Source organism: Planktothricoides raciborskii GIHE-MW2, from assembly GCF_040564635.1.
GTDB lineage: Bacteria > Cyanobacteriota > Cyanobacteriia > Cyanobacteriales > Laspinemataceae > Planktothricoides > Planktothricoides raciborskii.
Genome location: NZ_CP159837.1, coordinates 4,312,531 through 4,335,251 on the forward strand (window position 1 = coordinate 4,312,531; position 22,721 = coordinate 4,335,251).

Here is a 22,721-nt window from a genome sequence, read left to right on the forward strand (position 1 = left end):
TAATGTTAGTAATTGAAAATGGGCAGCGGATGACGGCTCAGATTTGGCAAAAAACGGCTCAGATTTGGCAAAAAACGGCTCAGTGGATCCGGGTCAAATTGATCCAATTAAAGCAATTTTTAAACCTATATATAGTGGTTTAAATTATTTAAGCGCTACATTTAGGTTTTTAGTCAAATTCTTGGCGTCACTCTTGACGGTCAGTTTTAGATCGGTTTGGGTTTTTACTGGTATTTACTTACGTAAATTTACTGATCCGCAAGTGATCTGGATCTTTCCTGAAAAATAGGCGATCGTAGAAATTAAGCAGGTTTGAGAACGGTTGGAAAGCAGAAACCGGGCAAGCAAAGGTCAACCCCCATCTTCACGGGGGCGAACCCTAATCTCGATTTCCGCCACCCAACATCGACGAAAAACCCGGTTTCTACATAATTCAGGGGGTGCTAAACCATGCCTTAACTTGAAGATACGACCTATACCACCAGCCCTTTTGAGCAGACTTTCGGAATCAGAGTTTTTCCGAAAAATCCCATCTTTTTCCATCTTTATTTATTGAATGGTGCAATCATCATGTCTCCAGATTTTCGGTCAGATCGTGTCATAGTAAAACTAAAGCCCGGAGCTAATTCCAATGAGATTAGCAACTTACAGGCGCAAATCGGGGTCACAAAAGTTAGCACAGCGTCACAACTTGGCATTGACATTTGGCAGATTCCCGACGGAAACGTAGAACAAATCATCTCGACTTATAAGAATGATCCCCGCTTCGAGTACATCGAGCCGGACTATATCATCACCCTGGAAGATACCTCAAAAACCAGAAATCCTGAAGAAAGCTTAAGCATAATTACTCCCCAAGCCACCACTCCTAACGATCCTGGCTATTCCCAACTTTGGGGACTCAATAACACCGGTCAAAGTGGGGGTACAGCCGATGCCGATATTGACGCTCCCGAAGCGTGGGATATTCAAAAGGGCAACCAAAACTTAGTTATCGGTGTGATTGATACCGGCGTTGATTACAACCACCCGGACTTATCGGCGAATATCTGGACAAATCCAGGGGAAATCGCAGGCGATGGCATTGATAACGACAATAACGGATATATCGATGATGTCCGGGGTTGGGACTTTGCCTATAACGACAATAACCCGATGGATGTGCAGGGACACGGAACCCACGTTTCGGGAACCATTGCCGGAAAAGGCAATAACGGCATTGGGGTGACAGGGGTGGCTTGGAATGCCAAAATCATGCCACTTAAGTTTTTAGATGATAGTGGTTCCGGCTCTACATCCAATGCCATCCTAGCGATTAACTATGCAACAGCCAAGGGAGTCAAACTGACTAATAACTCTTGGGGAGGCGGTGGCTATAGTCAAGCTCTCTACGATGCCATCAATACTGCCGGACAACAGGGAGCTTTATTCATTGCGGCGGCGGGTAATAGTTCGCAAAACACAGACACAACCCCTGCTTACCCGGCCAGCTACAACCTATCTAATATTATCTCTGTTGCCTCAACCACCCGCACCGATGGATTGTCCTGGTTTTCTAACTACGGAGCCACCACTGTAGATTTAGGAGCCCCTGGTTCGGATATTTATAGCACTCTTCCCAATAGTAGCTACGGGACTCTTAGTGGGACATCAATGGCATCTCCCCATGTCACCGGGGCGGCGGCTTTGCTGTGGTCTCAAAATCCCACTTGGACAGCACAGCAGGTTAAGAATAGCCTCATGTCAACTGGGGACTCGATTTCTGCCCTCAATGGCATAACTGTCTCAGGGAAGCGGTTGAATATTTATAACGCTTTAGCACCTGCTGATACCACCCCACCCACAGCCAGCAGTTTCACTCCTGCCGATAATGCCACAGGCGTTGCCGTTGCTGCTAACTTAGTGGTTAACTTCAGTGAAGCGATTCAAAAAGGTAGTGGCAATATTGTTATCAAGAAAGTCTCGGATAATTCTGTTGTCGAAACCATTGCGGTTACTAACAGTAATGTCACCGTTAGTGGCAGTCAACTGACAATTAACCCAACCAATGACTTAGCACAAGGTACAGATTATTATGTAGAAATTGCCAACGGTGCGATTAAGGATATTGCGGGGAATAATTATGCCGGTATTACTGGTAATAGCACTTGGAATTTTACCACCACCAGCCAAAGTTCAGGCTCTTTTACCGAAGATACTTCTATTTCCCTTCCTGGTGTTTACGTCAGTTCCGTAGCTTGGGCGGACTACAATGGGGACGGTAAACAGGACTTCCTGTTGACGGGTTACTCAAGTTCAGGCTACATCTCCAAACTGTACAAAAACACGGGCAGTGGGTTCAGCGAAGATACCACTATTTCCCTTCCTGGTGTTTCCTATGGTTCCGTAGCTTGGGCGGACTACAATGGGGACGGTAAACAGGACTTCCTGTTGACGGGTTACTCAAGTTCAGGCTACATCTCCAAACTGTACAAAAACACGGGCAGTGGGTTCAGCGAAGATACCACTATTTCCCTTCCTGGTGTTTCCTATGGTTCCGTAGCTTGGGCGGACTACAGCGGAGACGGTAAACAGGACTTCCTGTTGACGGGTTGGTCAAGTTCAGGCGGCATCTCCAAACTGTACAAAAACACGGGCAGTGGCTTCAGCGAAGATACCACTGTTTCCCTTCCTGGTGTTGGCTATAGTTCCGTAGCCTGGGCGGACTACAGCGGGGATGGTAAACAGGACTTCCTGTTGACGGGTTACTCAAGTTCAGGCTACATCTCCAAACTGTACAAAAACACGGGCAGTGGGTTCAGCGAAGATACCTCTGTTTCCCTTCCTGGTGTTTACTACAGTTCCGTAGCCTGGGCGGACTACAACGGAGACGGCAAACAGGACTTCCTGTTGACGGGTTGGTCAAGTTCAGGCAGCTACATCTCCAAACTGTACAAAAACACGGGCAGTGGGTTCAGCGAAGATACCACTGTTTCCCTTCCTGGTGTTGGGGGCAGTTCCGTAGCCTGGGCGGACTACAGCGGGGATGGTAAACAGGACTTCCTGTTGACGGGTTACTCAAGTTCAGGCCGCATCTCCAAACTGTACAAAAACACGGGCAGTGGGTTCAGCGAAGATACCTCTGTTTCCCTTCCTGGTGTTTCCTACAGTTCCGTAGCTTGGGCGGACTACAGCGGGGATGGCAAACAGGACTTCCTGTTGACGGGTTCCTATAATTCAGGCAGCTTCATCTCCAAACTGTACAAAAACACTGCCACACCTGCTGATACCACCCCACCCACAGCCAGCAGTTTCACTCCTGCCGATAATGCCACAGGCGTTGCCGTTGCTGCTAACTTAGTGGTTAACTTCAGTGAAGCGATTCAAAAAGGTAGTGGCAATATTGTTATCAAGAAAGTCTCGGATAATTCTGTTGTCGAAACGATTGCGGTTACTAACAGTAATGTCACCGTTAGTGGCAGTCAACTGACAATTAACCCAACCAATGACTTAGCACAAGGCACAGATTATTATGTAGAAATTGCCAACGCTGCGATTAAGGATATTGCGGGGAATAATTATGCGGGTATTACTGGTAATAGCACCTGGAATTTCCAAACCGTCGCCCCCACTGACACCACCCCACCTACAGCTAATAGTTTCACTCCTGCCGATAATGCCACAGGGGTAGCCGTTGCTGCTAACTTAGTGGTCAACTTCAGTGAAGCGATTCAAAAAGGTAGTGGCAATATTGTTATCAAGAAAGTCTCGGATAATTCTGTTGTCGAAACCATTGCGGTTACTAACAGTAATGTCACCGTTAGTGGCAGTCAACTTACCATTAACCCAACCAATGACTTAGCACAAGGTACAGATTATTATGTAGAAATTGCCAATGGTGCGATTAAGGATATTGCGGGGAATAATTATGCGGGTATTACTGGTAATAGCACCTGGAATTTCAAAACCGTCGGCGGACTACTACAGACCATTACCCCAGACTTTGATAGTGCTACCGCCGGAAATCAAACCACTAAAGCCTTCAGACCTAATAACTCCGTCGGAGTCGATGTCAACTATTCCACATCGGATAACAACAGCAGTCTAACATCCTCCTTTGGATTTAAGCTGCACTACGACTCCTCCCAGTTAACCTTTGTCAACCTTACCAATCCCTTATCCAGTCCGATAGCACCCACCATCGGCAGTCCAGAGGCGGACACCGCCAATGAAGATAACGACCCCCTCACTGATAAAGTGATTAATGTAGCTTGGCTGAATATTAGCGGTGTGAATTGGCCGAATACTACTTTACCCGCCAATCTATACAAAGCCAACTTCACCACGTCCTCTACCTATACAGGTACAAACGTTAACTTTAGCAGTAATAACACCTCCCCTGGATACAGCCTTTCACCCACATCGGCAGTTTTGACCCTAGCACCCCCCGTCAGTTTAGATGCGGATGGCAATAGTTCTGCCCAGGGTGCCACTGACGGCATTTTAATTGCCCGCCATCTGTTTGGCTTTACGGGTAATACCCTAACTACTGGAGCGATTGGTACTGGTGCGACTCGCACCACTGCTACAGACATCCAGAACTATTTGCAAAATGGTCAAGCCACGATGCTAGATGTGGATGGCAACGGTTCTGCTCAGGGAGCCACCGACGGGATTTTAATTGCTCGCTATCTGTTTGGCTTTACTGGCAATACCCTAACTACTGGAGCGATTGGTACTGGTGCGACTCGCACTACTGCAACTGAAATTCAGCAATTCTTAAGTACCTATCTGCCCACGACTCCTGCATCTAGTAAGAGCGTAGTTACCAATAGTGCTACCCAAAATATTACCGCTAGTGCCAGCACTCAGAATGTAGCTCCGGGTAGTTCAGTCTCAATTGACGCCAAGTATTCCACATCGGATAACAGCAGCAGCCTACCATCCTCCTTCGGATTTAAACTGCACTATGACTCTTCTAAGCTTAATTTTGTCGATTTTGCCAATCCAGGGGTATTGTCAAGTCCTTTAACACCGACTATCGGCACTCCAGATGCGGACACTCTGAATGAAGATAACGATACCTCCACTGATAAAGTGATTAATGTGGCTTGGCTTAATCTAAATGGTGTGAATTGGCCGAATGTGGCTGCACCCACGACCTTATACAAAGCCAACTTCACCGCCTTACCCACTTTTACTACAGGTAGTGCCAAGGTTAACTTTAGTAGTCAAAATGCTTCTCCTGGTTACACCTTCCAAGGAACAGGAACAGTTATCTCTGCTGACTCAACTGCACCCACAGCCAGCAGTTTCAGCCCCGTTGATAATGCCACAGGAGTTGCCGTTGGTGCTAACTTAGTGGTTAACTTCAGTGAAGCGATTAAAAAAGGGAGTGGCAATCTTGTTATTAAGAAAGTCTCGGATAATTCTGTTGTCGAAACGATTGCGGTTACTAATAGTAATGTCACCGTTAGTGGCAGTCAACTGACAATTAACCCAACCAATGACTTAGCACAAGGCACAGATTATTATGTAGAAATTGCCAACGCTGCGATTAAGGATATTGCGGGTAATAATTATGCGGGTATTACTGGTAGTAGCACTTGGAATTTCAAAACTCAGGGAACTTCCACCATTAATGGCACTGCTGGCGCTGACAACTTAATCGGCACTGCTAATCCAGATATCATTAATGGATTGGCTGGTAACGATACTCTCAATGGTGGTGCCGGTGTCGATACCCTGGTTGGTGGATTGGGTAATGATATCTATGTTGTCGATAATACTGGGGATATTGTCACTGAATTAGCATCCCAAGGCACCGACTTGGTACAATCTTCTGTCACCTATACCCTGGGAGCGAATGTAGAAAACCTCACTTTGACGGGAACGGCAGCAATTAACGGTACGGGTAATACTCTGAATAACACCATTACCGGCAATGCGGCGAATAATACCCTCAATGGTGGTGCGGGTGCTGATATTCTTAATGGCGGATTAGGCAATGATATCTATGTTGTCGATAACGCTGGGGATATCGTCACTGAATTAGCTTCCCAAGGCACCGACTTGGTACAATCTTCTGTCACCTATACCCTGGGAGCGAATGTAGAAAACCTCACTTTGACGGGAACGGCAGCAATTAACGGTACGGGTAATACTCTGAATAACACCATTACCGGCAATGCGGCGAATAATACCCTCAATGGTGGTGCGGGTGCTGATATTCTTAATGGCGGATTAGGCAATGATATCTATGTTGTCGATAACGCTGGGGATATCGTCACTGAATTAGCTTCCCAAGGCACCGACTTGGTGCAATCTTCTGTCACCTATACCCTGGGAGCGAATGTAGAAAACCTCACTTTGACGGGAACGGCAGCAATTAACGGTACGGGTAATACTCTTAATAACACCATTACCGGCAATGCGGCGAATAATACCCTCAATGGTGGTGCGGGTGCTGATATTCTTAATGGCGGATTAGGCAATGATATCTATGTTGTCGATAACGCTGGGGATATCGTCACTGAATTAGCTTCCCAAGGCACCGACTTGGTGCAATCTTCTGTCACCTATACCCTGGGAGCGAATGTAGAAAACCTCACTTTGACGGGAACGGCAGCAATTAACGGTACGGGTAATACTCTGAATAACACCATTACCGGCAATGCGGCGAATAATACCCTCAATGGTGGTGCGGGTGCTGATATTCTTAATGGCGGATTAGGCAATGATATCTATGTTGTCGATAACGCTGGGGATATCGTCACTGAATTAGCTTCCCAAGGCACCGACTTGGTGCAATCTTCTGTCACCTATACCCTGGGAGCGAATGTAGAAAACCTCACTTTGACGGGAACGGCAGCAATTAACGGTACGGGTAATACTCTTAATAACACCATTACCGGCAATGCGGCGAATAATACCCTCAATGGTGGTGCGGGCAACGACATCCTCAATGGTGCTGCGGGCCGAGATATTTTAACTGGTAGTACGGGTGCGGATACCTTTGTGTTCCAGTTTGGTCAATCCACAGTAGCAGCGTGCGATCGCATTACCGACTTTGCCATTGGTAGCGATAAGATTGACCTCCTCACCCAAGCGGGAGCGGCGATGAATGCCCCCACCAGCTTTAGCCGTGCTGCTAATAATGCTGCCACCACCTTAGCCACTGTTGTCACTCAAGTCTTTACTGATGCTAATGGGGCGTCTGCTGGCAACCAAGCTCTCGGACTTAATAGTGCTGCTTTGGTTGTGGCGACAAATGCCGCGATTGCTGGTACTTACCTAGTGGTGAATGATGCTACTGCTGGTTTTCAATCTGGTAACGATTTAGTTATTAACTTAACCGGATATACTGGGACGTTACCGGGTTTGGGCAGCATTACACCGGGCAATTTCTTTATCTAACCTTCCAGATAACCCAGAAACCGGGTTTCTTCTGTGAAAATTACAGCTATCTGTGGGTGGCGAAAAAGAAACCCGGTTTCTTAGTCCCCAAGCAAAGAAACCGGGTTTCTGTGGTGAATATGTAGGGGCGACGAGCGCATTCGCCCCTACTGTGGAACCAAGAAAGAAACCCGGTTTCTTAGTCCCCAAGCAAAGAAACCGGGTTTCTGTGGTGAATATGTAGGGGCGACGAGCGCATTCGCCCCTACTGTGGAATCAGAAAAGAAACCCGGTTTCTGAGGTTTCTTAAGGGGGCGATCGCTCATTTCTCCCAACAAAAGAAACCGGGACCCAAGTTGTGAATATGTAGGGGCGACGAGCGCATTCGCCCCTACTGTGGAATCAGAAAAGAAACCCGGTTTCTGAGGTTTCTTAAGGGGGCGATCGCTCATTTCTCCCAACAAAAGAAACCGGGACCCAAGTTGTGAATATGTAGGGGCGACGAGCGCATTCGCCCCTACTGTGGAACCAGAAAAAAAACCCGGTTTCTAAGGTTTCTTAAGGGGGCGATCGCTCATTTCTCCGAACAAAAGAAACCGAGACCCAAGTTGTGAATATGTAGGGGCGACGAGCGCATTCGCCCCTACTGTGGAATCAGAAAAGAAACCCGGTTTCTGAGGTTTCTTAAGGGGGCGATCGCTCATTTCTCCCAACAAAAGAAACCGGGACCCAAGTTGTGAATATGTAGGGGCGACGAGCGCATTCGCCCCTACTGTGGAATCAGAAAAGAAACCCGGTTTCTGAGGTTTCTTAAGGGGGCGATCGCTCATTTCTCCCAACAAAAGAAACCGGGACCTAAGTTGTGAATATGTAGGGGCGAATGCGCTCGTCGCCCCTACTGTGGAACCAGAAAAAAAACCCGGTTTCTGAGGTTTCTTAAGGGGGCGATCGCTCATTTCTCCCAACAAAAGAAACCGGGACCCAAGTTGTGAATATGTAGGGGCGAATGCGCTCGTCGCCCCTACTGTGGAACCAGAAAAAAAACCCGGTTTCTGAGGTTTCTTAAGGGGGCGATCGCTCATTTCTCCCAACAAAAGAAACCGGGACCCAAGTTGTGAATATGTAGGGGCGACGAGCGCATTCGCCCCTACTGTGGAACCAGAAAAAAAACCCGGTTTCTAAGGTTTCTTAAGGGGGCGATCGGGGTAGATGGGCGAGCTAATGAGTGGTATAATATAAAGAAACACACAACCAGAAACTCAAGTATGTTAGAAAAAGTAACAGTCACTTACGATGGTTCAGCGTTTTATCCAGAAACTCACCTCAATCTAGAACCCAATACCCGTTATACAATCCAGATTATTTCTCAAGAACAACAGACTGAACCAACGGATAAAAATGCTTGGGATTTGCTAGAAGACATGGCTGGAACTTATGAAGCACCGGAAGATTGGTCTAGCGAACACTATCATTATTTATATGGTACACCCAAACGAAACAGTAAAAACCGTAAAATATGAGCAAAGATAGACTTTTTTTAGACACGGTGTTCATTCAAGCAATTCTTAATCCCCGTGACCAATATCATTCTCCAGCCATGCAACTACTCCCTCGGGTCAAAAATGCACAATAAGTCTGGATCACCGAAGCCATATTCATGGAAGTTGGTAATGCACTCAGCACCTACGATCGTCATAAAGTGGCTGCTTTTATTCAAAAATGCTATAAAACTGATAATATTTCAATTGTAAATATCACGCCTCAACTCTTTGAACAAGGATTAAGCCTCAACTCTTTGAACAAGGATTAAATTTATATGAGTCCAGATCCGACAAAAAATGGGGATTAGTCGATTGTCTTTCGTTTATCGTTATGGAACAGCAAAACTTAATTGATGCTGTCACCTCAGATATTCATTTTATTCAAGCCGGTTTTCGGACATTATTACGATAAAAGATCGAGCGAGACGCTATTAGTGGGCGGTAAGCTTTCTCTATGCCGTTAGGCACAAGCAAAGAAACCGGGTTTTTTTTATGAATATTTAGGGGCGAATGCGCTCGTCGCCCCTGCTGTGTCACCAAAAAAGAAACCCGGTTTCTAAGTCACTTGAGAGGGCGATCGCCTGTATCGAATTTAGATCAAAAAGCACGCCGTCTTTTTTCTACAAAGCAAACACGGTTCGGAGAGCATTATCAATTTTTAGCAAAAGTTCTGGTTCCAGTTCACCTCGAATTGCCACCAAGCGAGAGCGATAATCAATCGGGCGGGTTTGCAAGCAATCGGCAATAGATTGTTTAGTCAATCCATTCCCTGACGAAGGCAAAATCTCGACATTTGTTGTAATTTTAGCTTTTTTGTCGCTCCATGCGGTAATTGGGACAACTTGAATCACCGGAACTCGCTCGTTGTAAGTGTTATTTGTCACCACAATACAAGGTCTAATTTTTCCCGTTTCTGAACCTTTAGTGGGGTCGAAATTAACATCAATAATTGTCCCACGCTTGAGCTTTATTCTTTCGGCCATTCTTCTAACCCGGCTTCAGTTAGTGCTTGTAACTCTGGCTCCTCTTCATAGATTTCCGCATAGAGGGTGGCTGATTCCTCTAATTTAGAGGATTCTAAAGCCGAGCGCAATCTTTTAAGCGCTGCCATAACCAGTTCCCTCGAATCTTGAAAACCATAGTCTTGGAACTGTTCAACAAATTGACCGATTGAATCATCCAGTTTAAATGTATATTCTTTCACCTTTGAAATCCTATCCTCTAGAGCGTAAATAAAAATCACGCTGTCTAAAGCAACAGCAACACCCTCCAAGTATTCTAATCGCGCTATGACTCCCGTTCCCCCCGGACGTATGCGATCGCATCAACTCCATCCCAGAGATGGCGATGCTTTGCAAACAGACGGGAAGTATGGCTGGGAACTGGCAGCATCACCACTACACCATCTACTATAGGACTTACGCAACGAATCTATATATGGGGTATTGGTGCGTTTGCCTTATTTTGCGGGAATCGCTTTTTTTCCAACAAAAGAAACCGGGTTTCTGTGGTGGATATCACAGTTAAGTGTGGAACCAAAAAAAAACCCGGTTTCTAAGTCCCCAAGAAAAGAAACGGCGGCGATCGCCCGAATATTTTATCACTTATATTTTATAGATATCTTATAATTTAGGGTGTTCGTTTAATCGAGCTTTCATGCCATTTTCCTAAAAGTAAGTTTGAGAAAGCGGTCAAAATCAAAAAAATCAAGATTCCCAGCCCACTAATCATCACTAAAGCCGCAAACATACGAGGAATTTGTAAATTATAACTAGCGATGAGCATTTGATAAGCTAATCCCGAATTCGTGCCTCCGGTTCCGGCGACAAATTCGGCGACGACGGCGCCAATTAATGATAAACCACCGCTAATCCGTAAGGCGGATAAAAAATAGGGTAACGCACTAGGTAGTCTTAAATACACCATCGTTTGCCAGGGATTCGCTTTATACAGACGAAACAGATCCCGCAAGTTCGGATCGATGCTATTCAGACCAAAAGTGGTATTAGAAATGATGGGAAAAAAGGCGACGATCCAAGCACAAAGTACCAAGGCAGCAAAGGTATTGTTTCTCAGCCAAATAATGATTAAAGGCGCGATCGCCGCGATCGGCATTGTTTGCAGAATCACCGCATAAGGATATAAGCTTTTTTCAATCCATTTGCTCTGAGCCATAAGCATGGAAATTAATAACCCTAAACCGGCTGCATAAAAAAAAGCTATTATAGTAATTTTTATGGTAATCAGCAAAGCGGGGAATAAAAGAAACCAGTCACTAATTAAGGTTTGGATAATTCGACTGGGAGAGGGTAGAAGATAGGGAGGTATCCCAGTAATATTTACCAAAAACTCCCAGGTAAATATCATCAAAATTCCTACTCCAATCGGGGCGATAATATCTAGAGATAGTAAATCTTTAACTCTGATTTTTTCCCGGAATAATTTTTTCAACAAATTCATACAATCCTTTCTACAGTTGTTGTAAATAACCGTCAAATCGACTCTTGACCCATCATTCCTTGAGATAATTCATGGGCTACTTGCTGACAATATTGGGAATAGAGAACGGAAGTACGAAATTCTTCCGAACGGGGATAGGGTTGAGCGATCGCAATATCCGCCACCACTCGACCGGGACGGGGTGCCATGACCACCACCCGATTGGATAAATAGACCGCTTCATAAATATTGTGGGTGACAAAAATAATTGTCCAACTTTGTTGACTCCATAAATTAAGTAACTCCACATTTAATTGAGTCCGGGTAATATCATCTAAAGCCCCAAAAGGTTCATCCATAAGTAACACCGTGGGAGAGGTCACTAAAGTTCTGGCAATGGATACCCGCATTTTCATCCCTCCAGAAAGCTGACGGGGATAAGATTTAGCAAACTTTTCTAACCCAACCAATTGCAGGGATTTGTTAATTGCCGGATCCGCAATATTTTTCGAGATTCTGGCTAATTTTAGGGGTAAACGGACATTTTCCCGCACCGTAGCCCAAGGCATCAATGCCGGTTCTTGGAAGACAAAGGAGAGATTTTCTTGAGCAGTAATATCATGCCATTGAATCGTGCCTGAACTGTGATTAGTCAGTCCGGCAATAATCCGAAGTAGGGTACTTTTTCCACAACCGGAAGGCCCTACCAAACTAACAAATTCACCGGCATTAATTGCCAGGTTTAAGTCAGTCAGGGCGACGGTGCCATTGTCGAATAACTTATTCACCTGACTTAAGGTAATTAAAGGTTGAGAATTCATCGGTGATTCACTCACTCTATAGATCGGGTATATATCCAGTATATATCGGGTATATTGGCCTAGGAATTTTGATAATAATCCACGCCCTTATTCACAAACTGGAGGGTATAAGCCTGTTTATAATCCGTGTTCGCATCAAAAACACCCACCGCCACTAAATTTTGAAATAAATTTTCCCAGCGTTGGTCGGTCATCGCCCCAATGCCCAGAGTTTTGGCATCTCCTGATATAATTACCTCATATTCTTTTAACTTATTGAGTCCATAATCGATCAAATCGTCGGTCATTTCCGGGTTATCTTTTTTAATCAGTTCATTTGCGGGTTGAGGATTTTCCAGATAACTATACCATCCTTTAATTGAGGCATCAACAAAGCGTTGCACTAAATCTGGATTGGTTTCGACTAATTTTTTGGTGGTTTCTATGGTAAAGGCATAAGGATTATATCCCGCATCGGCTAAAAGTAAGATATTGGGTTTAAATCCGCCTTCTTTTTCAATGGTATAAGGTTCAGAAGTTAAAAGACCTTGTTGGGCGGAGTTTTTATCCACTAAGAACGGGCTTACATTAAAATTGTAAGGGCGTTTTTGGTCATCACTTAACCCATACTTAGTTTTGAGTATCTGCCAATAATAAGCGCCAATAGTCAGATAAATTGGTTTTCCTTTTAATTGCTCAAAAGAATCATTGCCGACTCCGGGATGAGTTAAAAGAACTTGGATTTCTTTTTGAAAAATAGCCGCCACTGTTATTTTCGGAATCCCTTCTTGTACTGCTTTAATAGCATCAATACCACCTCCGATCGTAAAATCAATCACCCCTCCCATCAACAACTGGGTTGTATTAGTTTGCGGACTCCCCGGTTGAATGGTGACATCTAGTCCATGTTGGCGATAAATTCCCGTTGCTAATGCTTGATAAAAGCCGCCATATTCTGCTTCGGCTTTCCAAGAAAGCAGAAATTTAATTTTATCCAGTTTTTCGGTTGATTCTGAACTGGAGGATGGAGAATTTGACTGAGTACAAGCGGTGAAAAGGCTACTGCCTAAAGCTAAAGAACTCAGTTTTATGAATTGGCGACGTTTGATTGGATACGATTTGTTCATAGTGGGGCTTGGCTCCCATAAGTTTTCACGGATTTATACAACTATAACTATTGTTAATGGTTTAGGGTCGTTTTGGCAATAGCCAACTCGGTAATTTCATGGCTTGCTCATAATTAAATTCCCTGATTCAGGTAATTAGTGTTTGCTCAGAGGGTTCAGAACCATATATGAAGCATATATATTTAGTATATTTAGGTTAATGTAAAGATATGTTAATTTTTGGCGATCCCCCGTTGAATTGTATAGTTAAATATCTTATGTATCTTGAAGAATTACCGGGGCGATCGCCTCGACCAATCATCAGCAAAACTCTTGATTAGGATTGATTGATGAGGATTTCGGAATTTTAATTCTTCTGAGTACAATCCGATGACTAAATTTAATCTTAATTCGCGATCGCTCGGTGAATGTCCGTTGTGAACGGTCAAAATCTAACCACAATTGCAAAATCATCAATGTAAAAACATCAATGCAAAAACATTTTCCATTGACGACTGTAGGCGCACTCGTCGTGAATTCTCGCGGACAAATTTTGATTGTCAGAACTACGAAGTGGCGCGGCACCTGGGGAGTCCCAGGAGGGAAAGTAGAATGGGGGGAAAGTCTGATTGACGCTGTGATTCGAGAATTCCAAGAGGAAGTGGGTCTAGAGTTGACCCAAGTCCGCTTTGCCTTGTTACAAGAAGCGGTTCTCGATCCACAGTTTTTTAAAGAAGCCCATTTTATCATGGTGAACTATTATGCACTTTCGACCCAGGAAACGATTATTCCCAATGAAGAAATCGAAGCATGGGCTTGGGTGACTCCCCAAGAAGCAATGGAGTATCCTCTTAATACTTATACTCGGATTTTAATTGAGGACTATCTCCATCAAAATATTGCTCAGTTATATCTGAATTAGATCGATTACCTTCAGCAGAGTTTAATTGCTCTAAAAGTTGCGCGATCGCCATACCGGAAACGGGTTCGATCCAATGCGGAGCAATTTCCGCTAATGGCCTCAAAACAAAATCTCTCTGAGTCATGCGGGGATGGGGGATCTGCAACGTTGGACTTTCCAGAATTAATTGATCAAATAGTAATAAATCTAAGTCTAAAGTTCGGGGTCCCCAATGCTCTAGGCGAACTCTCCCAAACTGACGTTCAATTCCCAGTAAAGTTTCTAGCAATTCTTCTGGAGTTAGCTGCACTTCTAAAATAGCACAACCATTGAGATAATCCGGTTGTGGCGGCCCAACGGGAGCGGTTTGATACCAACTGGATTTGGCTTTAACGGTAATCCCAGGAGTTTGATCAAGATTTTTCAGGGCGGATTCTAGTATCACTAGAGAGTCACCCAGGTTGCTGCCAAGGGCGATCGCACTAAGCATAGGTTCTGTGTCCAATTTTTCAGTGTGATCAACCATAAACTCAAAAATAAAGCAGCTAAATTGACCACATAATTTTATTGTATCGAGATTTGTCAAAAAGCTCATTTTCTGGTTTGGTAGATTAATAGACATCATCTAAAAAAGACAATGGATTTAAATAGAAAAGTCGCCCTGGTTACAGGGGGTGGCATTCGGATAGGACGTGCGCTGGTGATTGCTCTAGCTAAAGCTGGGTGCGACGTCTTTATTCATTACGGCAACTCTGCGGATGCGGCAGCAGAAGTTAAAGCCCAAGTAGAATCCTTGGGACGGCGTGGAATTACCTACTCCGCAGATTTGGCAGACCCCTCTGCCACGGATATGGTAATGCCCAAAGCTGTTGAAGCCTTTGGTCAAGTTGATATCCTGATTAATAGTGCTTCTATTTTCCCAGAAGAAGATAGATTTAACCAGATTGACGTTGCTTTGTGGGATAAAATTTTGGCGATTAACCTGCGTGCGCCATTTCAACTTTCTCAAGTCTTTGCCAAGCAAATTCCCCCAGACAGTCAAGGAAAAATCATCAATATTAATGATGCTCGCATTCCCCACCCCAATACAGACCATTTTGCCTATCGTTTGACCAAACGGGGCTTGTGGGATATGACACAAATGATGGCTTTAGAATTAGCTCCCCGGATTACCGTAAATGCTGTCGCACTCGGACAAATTCTTGAAGACCCGATGGCCCCAGACCCTAAAAAGTTTATGGAAGATTATGCACAGCAGCATATTCCATTAAAAATTCCTGGTAATACTAAGGTTGTGACAGATAGCGTGCTGTTTTTACTCGAACAAGATTTTTTGACGGGTAGCACAATCACTCTGGATGGGGGTGAATATATTAGACCTCTTGCCTAAATTACCATAAATTAGGTTTAAACATATTGATTTTGCCTGTAAAATTCGACGACAAGAGCTAGATTTATAGGGATGTTTCGGTTATTTCTGTGGCAAAACATCTTGAAACCATTGCTCTAATCTATCTCCAAAGATTGATAAAGAATATTCCATCTCTGCCCGTTGGCGACAGATATGGCGATCGATTTGGTTAATCCCCTTGATGGCTGCAATTAATTCATCTAGGTTATCAGGTTCTACTAACCAACCCGTTCGACCATCTACCACAATTTCTGAGGAGCCACCGCGACGATAGGAAATCACCGGAACCCCGCAAGCAAGGGCTTCCAGTGCTACCCTACCTAAAGCTTCTACCCACTTATGGGTCATCAGTAAAGCTTGACATTTTCCTAATGCGCTTTGAAATTCTTTGGTGGGTAAAAAGCCCATATACTCTATGGAAGCCTGGGGATAGTCCCGGCAGATCTGTTGCCAATATTCTGGATCTTGAAGATAGCCAAATACTTGTAGATGAATACCAGTTTTTTGAGCAGCAGCAACTGCATCTTCGAGTCCCTTTTCTGCTGATATTCGCCCTGCCCAAGCTAAACCATTTCCAGGTTCTGGGCAAAATTGATATTGAGTTAGGTCAATAGCACCCCCTAAAATTCTAAAGGATTCGGCGACTGAGTAGGTAGCAGCTTGAGCTTTGGTATGGGCCCCCAGAGTTCCTGGACAGAGGTGTGCTACCCTTTCAATCGCCCGATCCATCACACCAGTCCAGGAACCGATACAGACATAGTGAAGAACGGGGCATTTAAAGAAGGGTGATAAGTAAAAGGGCAACCATTCGTAACCAAAATCAATAATTAGGTCATAATCAGCCTGGACTTGATGGGCATAATGCCACATATTGGCCAAAACTGAGTTATGGGGAATAATTACGGGGTCGTTATAGGTGGGTTCGGGGATTAAGGGTTGCAGTTCTCCAGGAATTTCTTTGACGGGTAGAGATGCTACGGTGGAGTCTGTAGGGGCAACGATTTGGATTTGATGTCCTCGTTGGATCATTTCTGTGGCGATGGTCTTGAGATTTAGGGCGACTCCTCCCAGACGACCGGAGTTTAAGGAACTGACAGGACTAGAGACAAAAAGTAATTTCATCTTCAAAAATCTAAGGGGTAACTGATTCTAATTCGGGTTTTAACCAATCCGCATGACCATTTTCGGTCTGGTCGAGGAATTGTTCTAGATTTTGGCATCGTCCGGATTCCATATACCGGCGAAAGAGTCGATTGAGGAGTAAGTTTTGAGAAAATTCTTAGTAGGCTACTTGCCGAATTTCTGGGGTGAGATCGAGTTTTCCTTCTTCTAATAAGGCGAGGATTTGTTGATAGGAGCGTTCGGCGGTTTCAAAGGCGTTGGCGGACTGAGTGATGGAGTTGTCTCGCTTGTAGTAGCGATAAAGGGGCTGAGGGTGAATGGCTATTTTCCCTACTCGGCTTAATAGTTCGAGATTGAACAGGACATCGGCAGCAAAGGGGACTTTTGTCCAACCCCGACCAAAAAATTCCCGACGGAAGACGGGGAAGAATGGGACACGGGGCTTGAGAATATCATCCGCTGTGGCAAAGGTAACGGTGGTGCGATCGCCGAAGGGACGCTTATACAGCATCAAGTCTGTGTTATATACGCCCGTATTGTCGATCGCCGCACCGTATTCCATCGCCAGGGGAAGCAGTTCTGCCAGACGGTTGGGTTGGAAAGCATCGTCAGCATCGAGGTTGGCGATGACCTCGCCAGTAGAAATGGCCATTGCCGCATTGCGGGCGGGGGCTTCTCCACTACCACAGCCCCCCGTGTAAGATTGTTTCAATCGCCCGTCTTCAATGCCGTGGCGAGATAGCACGGATAAATAGTCTACCCCGTCGTCCGAACCGATCGCTGCTTCCCAGTTTGTATAAGTCTGGTTTAGGAGGCTTTTGACAGTTTCAGCGATCGTGTTTTCGGCTTGGTAGGCTGGAATCAGAATACTAACTAAGGGGGCAACACCGTTGCACATAGTAAATAAGTAAATATATAAGTAAATATATAAGTAAATATATACTTTAGTCAATTGATATGCTGCTGATTTTTCCCGTTTTTTTGGCTGATTAAATTGGGACTAGACTCTGCTAAATAGTAATCCACTCCCTTATTGACAAATTGCACTGTAAACGCATCTTGATAATTCAAATTCCGTGCATAAATTCCCAGTTCTGCCATACTTTCAAACAATAATTTCCAGCGATCCTTACTCATAGTCCCGATCCCTTGCTTTTGAGCCTCTGACGAAAGAATCATCTCATACTCTTTGAACTTTGCTAATCCGTAAGCTAGTTCTTCATCTGTGATTTTTGGATTCTCCTTTTTAATCAGACTATTACCCGGATCTGGATTCTGTAAATAGCTGTACCACCCCTGAATAGACGCATCAACAAATCGTTGGACTAGATCGGGATTTTTTTCTACCAGTTCTTTTCTGGTTTCAATGGTAGCAGCATAGGATAAGTAACCATAATCTGCTAACAAAAAGACTAAAGGCTTAAATCCCCCCTGTTTTTCAATCATTAATGGTTCATGGGTAATATAACCTTGTTGGGCTGAATTTTTATCCACGATAAAAGGAACTGGATTAAAGTTATAAGGCCGTTTTTGGTCATCGGTAAAACCATATTTAGCTTTTAAAAAAGGCCAGTAGGTGACATTGGCTGCGGAAGAAACATAAATAGGTTTTCCCTTAAGGTCTGCCAAGGTTTTAATGTCTGGGTTAGGATGAGCGATTAAACATTGGGGATCTTTCTGAAAAATAGCAGCGACGGTGATTTTAGGAATTCCTTCTGCTACAGCCTTGATTGCGTCAATCGGGTTCCCCATATTAAAGTCAATCAGACCTCCCATCAGTAATTGAGTCCCATTTGCTTGAGGCCCACCCATTCTAATCGTGACATCTAAACCGTGGTTTTGGTAAATTCCTGTTGCCAAAGCTTGATAAAATCCACCGTGTTCTGCAACTGCGGTCCAATCTGTAGCTAATGTCACTCGATCGCTGCCAGAATTCCCCCCTGACAGTTGACTCTTTTGAGTACAGGCAGCTATCAGACTACTCATGCAGATAGAACCGTACTTCAGTAACGTGCGGCGATTGATTAAATGATTGGTTAGAGAATTCATAACTTTGGCCTAGATAGTGAAGGAATTTAGCTGATATTATTTCTGGCACTCGATTAATCGCATCGGTGGATTATCTAATAAATCTTGCCAATAGTCCTGACCAAATTTTTCAATTCCTTCAGGAGAAATCATGGGTTTGTACCAGTTGACTGTCTTAAACCCGACTTCTTTGAAAGCCCATTCATAAGTTTCTTGACTCAAATAATAGTCATCAATTACGATCTGTTCTCCATTCACATCGAAAGCCAAGCTAGGAATTGCCATTCCATCCTGAAAATTAGAAAGATTAGTATTTCTATAATATCCGTATTTTTCGATTCGCTTATACGACTCTGAAGATAAGGCAACATTATTATTGAGTGCCACAAATCGGCCACCCGGTTTCAAGTTGTCATAGATGGTTTGGCACATTTGGCGCAGTTGGTCTTTGGTTTGAGCGTGATTGATAGAGAAAGCTGCGCCAACCAGATCGAAACTATCTATTGTCCCCAGTTCGCACATATCACTAACGATATATTCTATTCCCAGGGATTCTTTGGCTTCTTGTTCTCTGGCCAACTCTATCATTTTGGGAGAGATATCTACCCCGACTACTCGGACTGCACCATTTTTTTTAAAGTTTCGGCTGTGTATCCCTTCTCCACAACCGAGATCGAGAATTGATTTACCCGAAAGATCCCCCAATTTGTGCAAATAAGTATAAGTCTCAACATATAAGTAGATGCTGTAGATATTTTGCTGCCGAAATTGTTTGTATTGGGTTGCTATGGGATCATAAACTGCCATATTTTTCTCCGATTACAACTTAGCCGTAATTTGGTGGCTTGATTTGACTTAAGACGATCGCCAAAGGGGTTAAATATATCGAGAAAATCCAGAAATTTCTAGATTTTTTTGGGAATTGGTCAGGAATTCGCTCTGTAATTCGCTCTGTCTCAAATTGATCGCCTCATGGCCGAATAGACCATTATTATATAATACAGCAGATAGAGGCTAGAGATCGCGCGGTTAAGAAACTCGATCTTTGTCGCGAATCATTTCGATCACAATATGTCCAGGGAAACCGGGAATCGGTGGAGAAACTTTCACCAAGCGCGATCGCACTTTTTGCACCTTTTCAAAGTTAAGCATCGCTTCAATAATCGCGGTATTCAACCGTTCCACGGTCTTGAATTTTGCCGTTTCCATCAGTTGCCGGACTTGTTCCACCACATCAGCGTAATTTAAAGTATCTTCCAGGCGATCGTTTTGACCCACCACCGACAAATCCAACCATAAGGTCAAATCGACTTCAAACCATTGACCAAGTACCTGTTCTTCGGGAAAGTACCCAACATATCCGTAATACCGCAGCCCGGTAATTTCGATCGCGTCCATTTTTTTGCCAAAGCTTGCTTGATTTTGCTCCAAGGGCGATCGTGATTTCTATGACTGTGGTTCAAACTATGCAGGTTTTTCACAGTCAACCCCATTCAGTGATGCGCCAACAGAATATCATAAACCAAGTGGGGGGAATTTTTACCAGGGTCGGGAAATCTGCCACTGGGTGAAGATCCTTCGATACCCCCTTGCCAATCACACCGATTATTTGTTATAATAAAAAACGTTGCTGGTGTAGCTCAGTGGTAGAGCACCCGCCTTGTAAGCGGGCGGCCATCGGTTCAAATCCGTTCACCAGCTTTATACCTATTCCCTTATAGACTCAGGATTTTAGGGGTTTACTCAAGCTAAATTTGATATAAAGTAACTCAGTTTTGACTCATTTTTGATTCAAAACTGAGTTACTTTATATCAGATATATAGTCAATCAATCCCTATAAGCCTTAAGTTATAAGGATTTATTTAAAACGAGCATGGAGGGATTTGAACCCCCGACCCTCAGAACCGGAATCTGATGCTCTATCCACTGAGCTACATGCCCTCACAGATTTCTACTATAACATGGTTTTGCTCGAATTGCTAGTTTTGAGGGAACTTTTTTTGCCGATCGCCGATTTGACTAGGGTGTGGGGTGTTCTGGGGCGGAATATTTCCGGGACGGAGGAGCAGCGGCTCCCCGGGGCGGGGAGCCGTATATCGTGCGGTAAGAAGGTTATTGGCTAATGACTAATAGCTAATAGCTATTAGCTAATAACTAATAAATGATAGATGATAAGTGATAGCTGGGATTAAGCGCGAGCGATGCCTTCTTGACGGGCGGCTTGTTGGACAGCGGCAGAGACGGCAGGGACTACTCGGCGATCGAATACCGAGGGAATGATATGCTCAGAATCTAATTCCGCCGGAGAGACTAAAGCGGCGATCGCCTCAGCGGCGCTTAGATACATAGAGTCAGTAATTGTGGTGGCTCGACAGTCGAGGGCGCCGCGAAAAATTCCCGGAAAGGCTAAGACATTGTTAATTTGATTGGGGTAGTCACTGCGTCCGGTAGCGATGACGGCCACCTTGTCGGCAACTAATTCGGGCTGAATTTCCGGAATGGGGTTGGCCATCGCAAAGATGATGGGGTTTTTGGCCATTGTTCCGACCATTTCTGGGGTGAGAACTCCAGGCGCACTTAAGCCAATAAAGACATCGGCACCGACTAGGGCATCGGCTAGACTGCCGCCTTTTTCTGCGGCAAATTCCCGTTTTTCCTCGGTTAAATTGGGGCGATCGCGGGCAATTATTCCCTTGGAATCGCACATAGAGATATATTTGGCTCCAGATGTACGCAGTATCCGGGCAACGGACACTCCTGCCGCTCCTGCGCCATTCATCACAATCCGCACTTTGTCCATTGATTTATTGACAACTTTCAAGGCATTAATTAAAGCCGCCAAAGAGACAATGGCCGTGCCATGTTGGTCATCGTGAAACACGGGAATATCTAGTTCCTGGCGTAATCTGGCTTCAATCTCAAAACACCGAGGGGCACTAATATCTTCTAGGTTGACCCCACCAAATACGGGGACGATATTTTTCACTGTTTGGACTATTTGATCTGTATCTTGGGTGTCCAGACAAATGGGAAAGGCATCGATTCCGGCAAAGGCTTTAAACAGCATGGCTTTGCCTTCCATCACAGGCAAAGCGGCTGCAGGGCCGAGGTTGCCCAATCCCAACACTGCCGAGCCATCGCTGATGATCGCCACTGTATTGTTTTTGATGGTGAGATTGTTTACTTGTTCGGGATTTTCCTTGATTTCTAGACAAATTCGCCCTACTCCTGGGGTGTACGCCATGGCCAAGTCCGCTTGGGTCGCTAGAGGAATTTTGTTTTCCATCCGGATTTTGCCCCCACGATGCATATTAAAGGTGCGATCGTATATATTGATAACTTTAATATTAGGTAGGTTCTTGACTGCTTGAGTAATTTGTTGGGCGTGCTCGCAGCTTGCCGCATCTACGGTGACATCCCGGATGATGCTCGATCGGTCTTGGGAAATTAAGTCTATTTGACCCAGGCTGCCCCCGACTGAAGCGATCGCCTGAGTGACTTGAGCCAGCATACCCGTGCGATTGGGAAGCTGTAAGCGCATAGTTAAACTAAAACTAGAATTTGGGGTCAAATTGACCATAAGGTGATGTTTCTCCTACAAGGCGGTTTAAAAATAGAGACAAGTGTTACGTCGGTAATTCTTGTTCTGAGTTGAACAGAGATTTCAGATCCTACATCTTTTCCGATCGTTCTTGTACAGAAAAAATATTCACCGCAGACCCTTGGCTGTTCCCGCCTCAAGAAACTGGAGAAAAGCCATTTCGGATCCCGGATCATGCCTGAGATCGTCTCAATAGTTAATTTTCCTTAGTTGATTTTTCTTTAATTGTTCCCCATAATCTGCCGGAAATTCCTTTAATCCGGGTGCGATTCCGCCAGAGCGGATCGCGATCGCGAATCGCCAAAAATATTTTTCACGCTTCAACCGGGCTTCATTCCTAGGAGATGAGTTCAGACGGCATCAACTCAGATTTTTTTCATATTCTGCTAATTTTTGC

20 protein-coding genes and 2 tRNA genes are annotated in these 22,721 nt (G+C 44.6%); 6 read left to right on the forward strand and 16 right to left on the reverse strand.

The features are described 5' to 3' along the window. The first annotated feature begins 570 nt into the window (after nt 1–570). On the forward strand, nt 571–7,395 hold the full coding sequence (locus ABWT76_RS18455; RefSeq protein ID WP_354634751.1) for an Ig-like domain-containing protein: 6,825 nt from the start codon (nt 571–573) through the stop codon (nt 7,393–7,395). Between the two features lie 146 nt (nt 7,396–7,541). Here ABWT76_RS18455 and ABWT76_RS18460 read toward each other — a convergent pair whose 3' ends face one another. Next, entirely contained in the window at nt 7,542–7,826 is a 285-nt protein-coding gene (locus ABWT76_RS18460; RefSeq protein ID WP_354634752.1) for a hypothetical protein, read from the reverse strand. Nucleotides 7,827–7,922: 96 nt separating this feature from the next. Then, nucleotides 7,923–8,456, reverse strand: a complete 534-nt coding sequence (locus tag ABWT76_RS18465; protein ID WP_354634753.1) for a hypothetical protein — start codon at nt 8,454–8,456, stop codon at nt 7,923–7,925. Between the two features lie 183 nt (nt 8,457–8,639). Here ABWT76_RS18465 and ABWT76_RS18470 point away from each other — a divergent pair, with 183 nt between their 5' ends. Beyond that, nucleotides 8,640–8,894 (forward strand): hypothetical protein, encoded by a 255-nt coding sequence (locus ABWT76_RS18470; RefSeq protein ID WP_354634754.1) that lies wholly within the window; start codon nt 8,640–8,642, stop codon nt 8,892–8,894. 641 nt (nt 8,895–9,535) lie between these two features. On the opposite strand, the gene ABWT76_RS18475 is transcribed toward ABWT76_RS18470, so the two are convergent. Next, nucleotides 9,536–9,898 carry a type II toxin-antitoxin system PemK/MazF family toxin gene (locus tag ABWT76_RS18475; RefSeq protein WP_054466429.1) on the reverse strand — a complete coding sequence of 121 codons (363 nt, stop codon included), beginning with the start codon at nt 9,896–9,898 and terminating at the stop codon, nt 9,536–9,538. Next, a complete protein-coding gene (locus ABWT76_RS18480; RefSeq protein WP_054466447.1) occupies nt 9,883–10,119 on the reverse strand; it encodes a hypothetical protein in 237 nt (78 codons plus the stop codon). Before ABWT76_RS18480 ends, ABWT76_RS18475 begins: the two co-directional genes overlap by 16 nt. 85 nt (nt 10,120–10,204) lie before the next feature. On the opposite strand from ABWT76_RS18480, the gene ABWT76_RS18485 reads away from it, so the two are divergent. Beyond that, the gene (locus ABWT76_RS18485) at nt 10,205–10,330 is read left to right on the forward strand and encodes a hypothetical protein (protein WP_255353191.1); all 126 of its coding nucleotides are present in this window, start codon (nt 10,205–10,207) and stop codon (nt 10,328–10,330) included. 214 nt (nt 10,331–10,544) lie between these two features. Here ABWT76_RS18485 and ABWT76_RS18490 read toward each other — a convergent pair whose 3' ends face one another. From ABWT76_RS18490 to ABWT76_RS18505, 4 genes are all read right to left on the reverse strand, one after another. Then, a complete protein-coding gene (locus ABWT76_RS18490; protein ID WP_354634755.1) occupies nt 10,545–11,375 on the reverse strand; it encodes an ABC transporter permease in 831 nt (276 codons plus the stop codon). A 32-nt stretch (nt 11,376–11,407) separates the two neighbouring features. Continuing rightward, nucleotides 11,408–12,175: an ABC transporter ATP-binding protein gene (locus tag ABWT76_RS18495; protein ID WP_054466426.1), complete on the reverse strand. Its 768-nt coding sequence runs from the start codon at nt 12,173–12,175 to the stop codon at nt 11,408–11,410. 59 nt (nt 12,176–12,234) lie between these two features. Then, nucleotides 12,235–13,281 carry an ABC transporter substrate-binding protein gene (locus tag ABWT76_RS18500; RefSeq protein WP_054466425.1) on the reverse strand — a complete coding sequence of 349 codons (1,047 nt, stop codon included), beginning with the start codon at nt 13,279–13,281 and terminating at the stop codon, nt 12,235–12,237. 272 nt (nt 13,282–13,553) lie between these two features. Then, nucleotides 13,554–13,709 carry a hypothetical protein gene (locus tag ABWT76_RS18505; RefSeq protein ID WP_156331724.1) on the reverse strand — a complete coding sequence of 52 codons (156 nt, stop codon included), beginning with the start codon at nt 13,707–13,709 and terminating at the stop codon, nt 13,554–13,556. Between the two features lie 41 nt (nt 13,710–13,750). Here ABWT76_RS18505 and ABWT76_RS18510 point away from each other — a divergent pair, with 41 nt between their 5' ends. Further along, nucleotides 13,751–14,182: an NUDIX domain-containing protein gene (locus tag ABWT76_RS18510; protein ID WP_054466424.1), complete on the forward strand. Its 432-nt coding sequence runs from the start codon at nt 13,751–13,753 to the stop codon at nt 14,180–14,182. Here the strand turns inward: ABWT76_RS18510 and folK are convergent. Continuing rightward, nucleotides 14,112–14,687 carry a 2-amino-4-hydroxy-6-hydroxymethyldihydropteridine diphosphokinase gene (folK, locus tag ABWT76_RS18515; RefSeq protein ID WP_082348863.1) on the reverse strand — a complete coding sequence of 192 codons (576 nt, stop codon included), beginning with the start codon at nt 14,685–14,687 and terminating at the stop codon, nt 14,112–14,114. The genes ABWT76_RS18510 and folK overlap by 71 nt on opposite strands. A 111-nt stretch (nt 14,688–14,798) precedes the next feature. On the opposite strand from folK, the gene ABWT76_RS18520 reads away from it, so the two are divergent. Further along, nucleotides 14,799–15,551 (forward strand): SDR family oxidoreductase, encoded by a 753-nt coding sequence (locus tag ABWT76_RS18520; RefSeq protein ID WP_054466423.1) that lies wholly within the window; start codon nt 14,799–14,801, stop codon nt 15,549–15,551. A gap of 81 nt (nt 15,552–15,632) precedes the next feature. Here ABWT76_RS18520 and ABWT76_RS18525 read toward each other — a convergent pair whose 3' ends face one another. The 5 genes from ABWT76_RS18525 to folB all read right to left on the reverse strand — a co-directional run bounded on the left by ABWT76_RS18525 (nt 15,633) and on the right by folB (nt 20,120). Next, nucleotides 15,633–16,694 (reverse strand): glycosyltransferase family 4 protein, encoded by a 1,062-nt coding sequence (locus ABWT76_RS18525; RefSeq protein ID WP_354634756.1) that lies wholly within the window; start codon nt 16,692–16,694, stop codon nt 15,633–15,635. A gap of 157 nt (nt 16,695–16,851) precedes the next feature. Beyond that, complete coding sequence (locus ABWT76_RS18530) at nt 16,852–17,646, reverse strand: glycosyltransferase family 2 protein (protein WP_354634757.1); 795 nt, start codon at nt 17,644–17,646, stop codon at nt 16,852–16,854. After that, nucleotides 17,643–18,743, reverse strand: coding sequence for an ABC transporter substrate-binding protein (locus ABWT76_RS18535; protein ID WP_190877935.1), 1,101 nt, complete (start codon nt 18,741–18,743; stop codon nt 17,643–17,645). Before ABWT76_RS18535 ends, ABWT76_RS18530 begins: the two co-directional genes overlap by 4 nt. Before the next feature lie 36 nt (nt 18,744–18,779). After that, entirely contained in the window at nt 18,780–19,529 is a 750-nt protein-coding gene (locus ABWT76_RS18540) for a class I SAM-dependent methyltransferase (protein ID WP_190877937.1), read from the reverse strand. A 222-nt stretch (nt 19,530–19,751) separates the two neighbouring features. Continuing rightward, on the reverse strand, nt 19,752–20,120 hold the full coding sequence (folB, locus tag ABWT76_RS18545) for a dihydroneopterin aldolase (RefSeq protein ID WP_054466445.1): 369 nt from the start codon (nt 20,118–20,120) through the stop codon (nt 19,752–19,754). Nucleotides 20,121–20,351: 231 nt separating this feature from the next. Between folB and ABWT76_RS18550 the strand changes: the two genes are divergently transcribed. Further along, nucleotides 20,352–20,423 (forward strand) — tRNA-Thr (locus ABWT76_RS18550). A 168-nt stretch (nt 20,424–20,591) separates the two neighbouring features. Here ABWT76_RS18550 and ABWT76_RS18555 read toward each other — a convergent pair. Both ABWT76_RS18555 and ABWT76_RS18560 read right to left on the reverse strand, forming a co-directional pair. Next, nucleotides 20,592–20,664: transfer RNA gene (locus ABWT76_RS18555), tRNA-Arg, on the reverse strand. Nucleotides 20,665–20,911: 247 nt separating this feature from the next. Further along, nucleotides 20,912–22,303 carry a malic enzyme-like NAD(P)-binding protein gene (locus ABWT76_RS18560; RefSeq protein WP_054466419.1) on the reverse strand — a complete coding sequence of 464 codons (1,392 nt, stop codon included), beginning with the start codon at nt 22,301–22,303 and terminating at the stop codon, nt 20,912–20,914. Nucleotides 22,304–22,721: the final 418 nt, after the last annotated feature.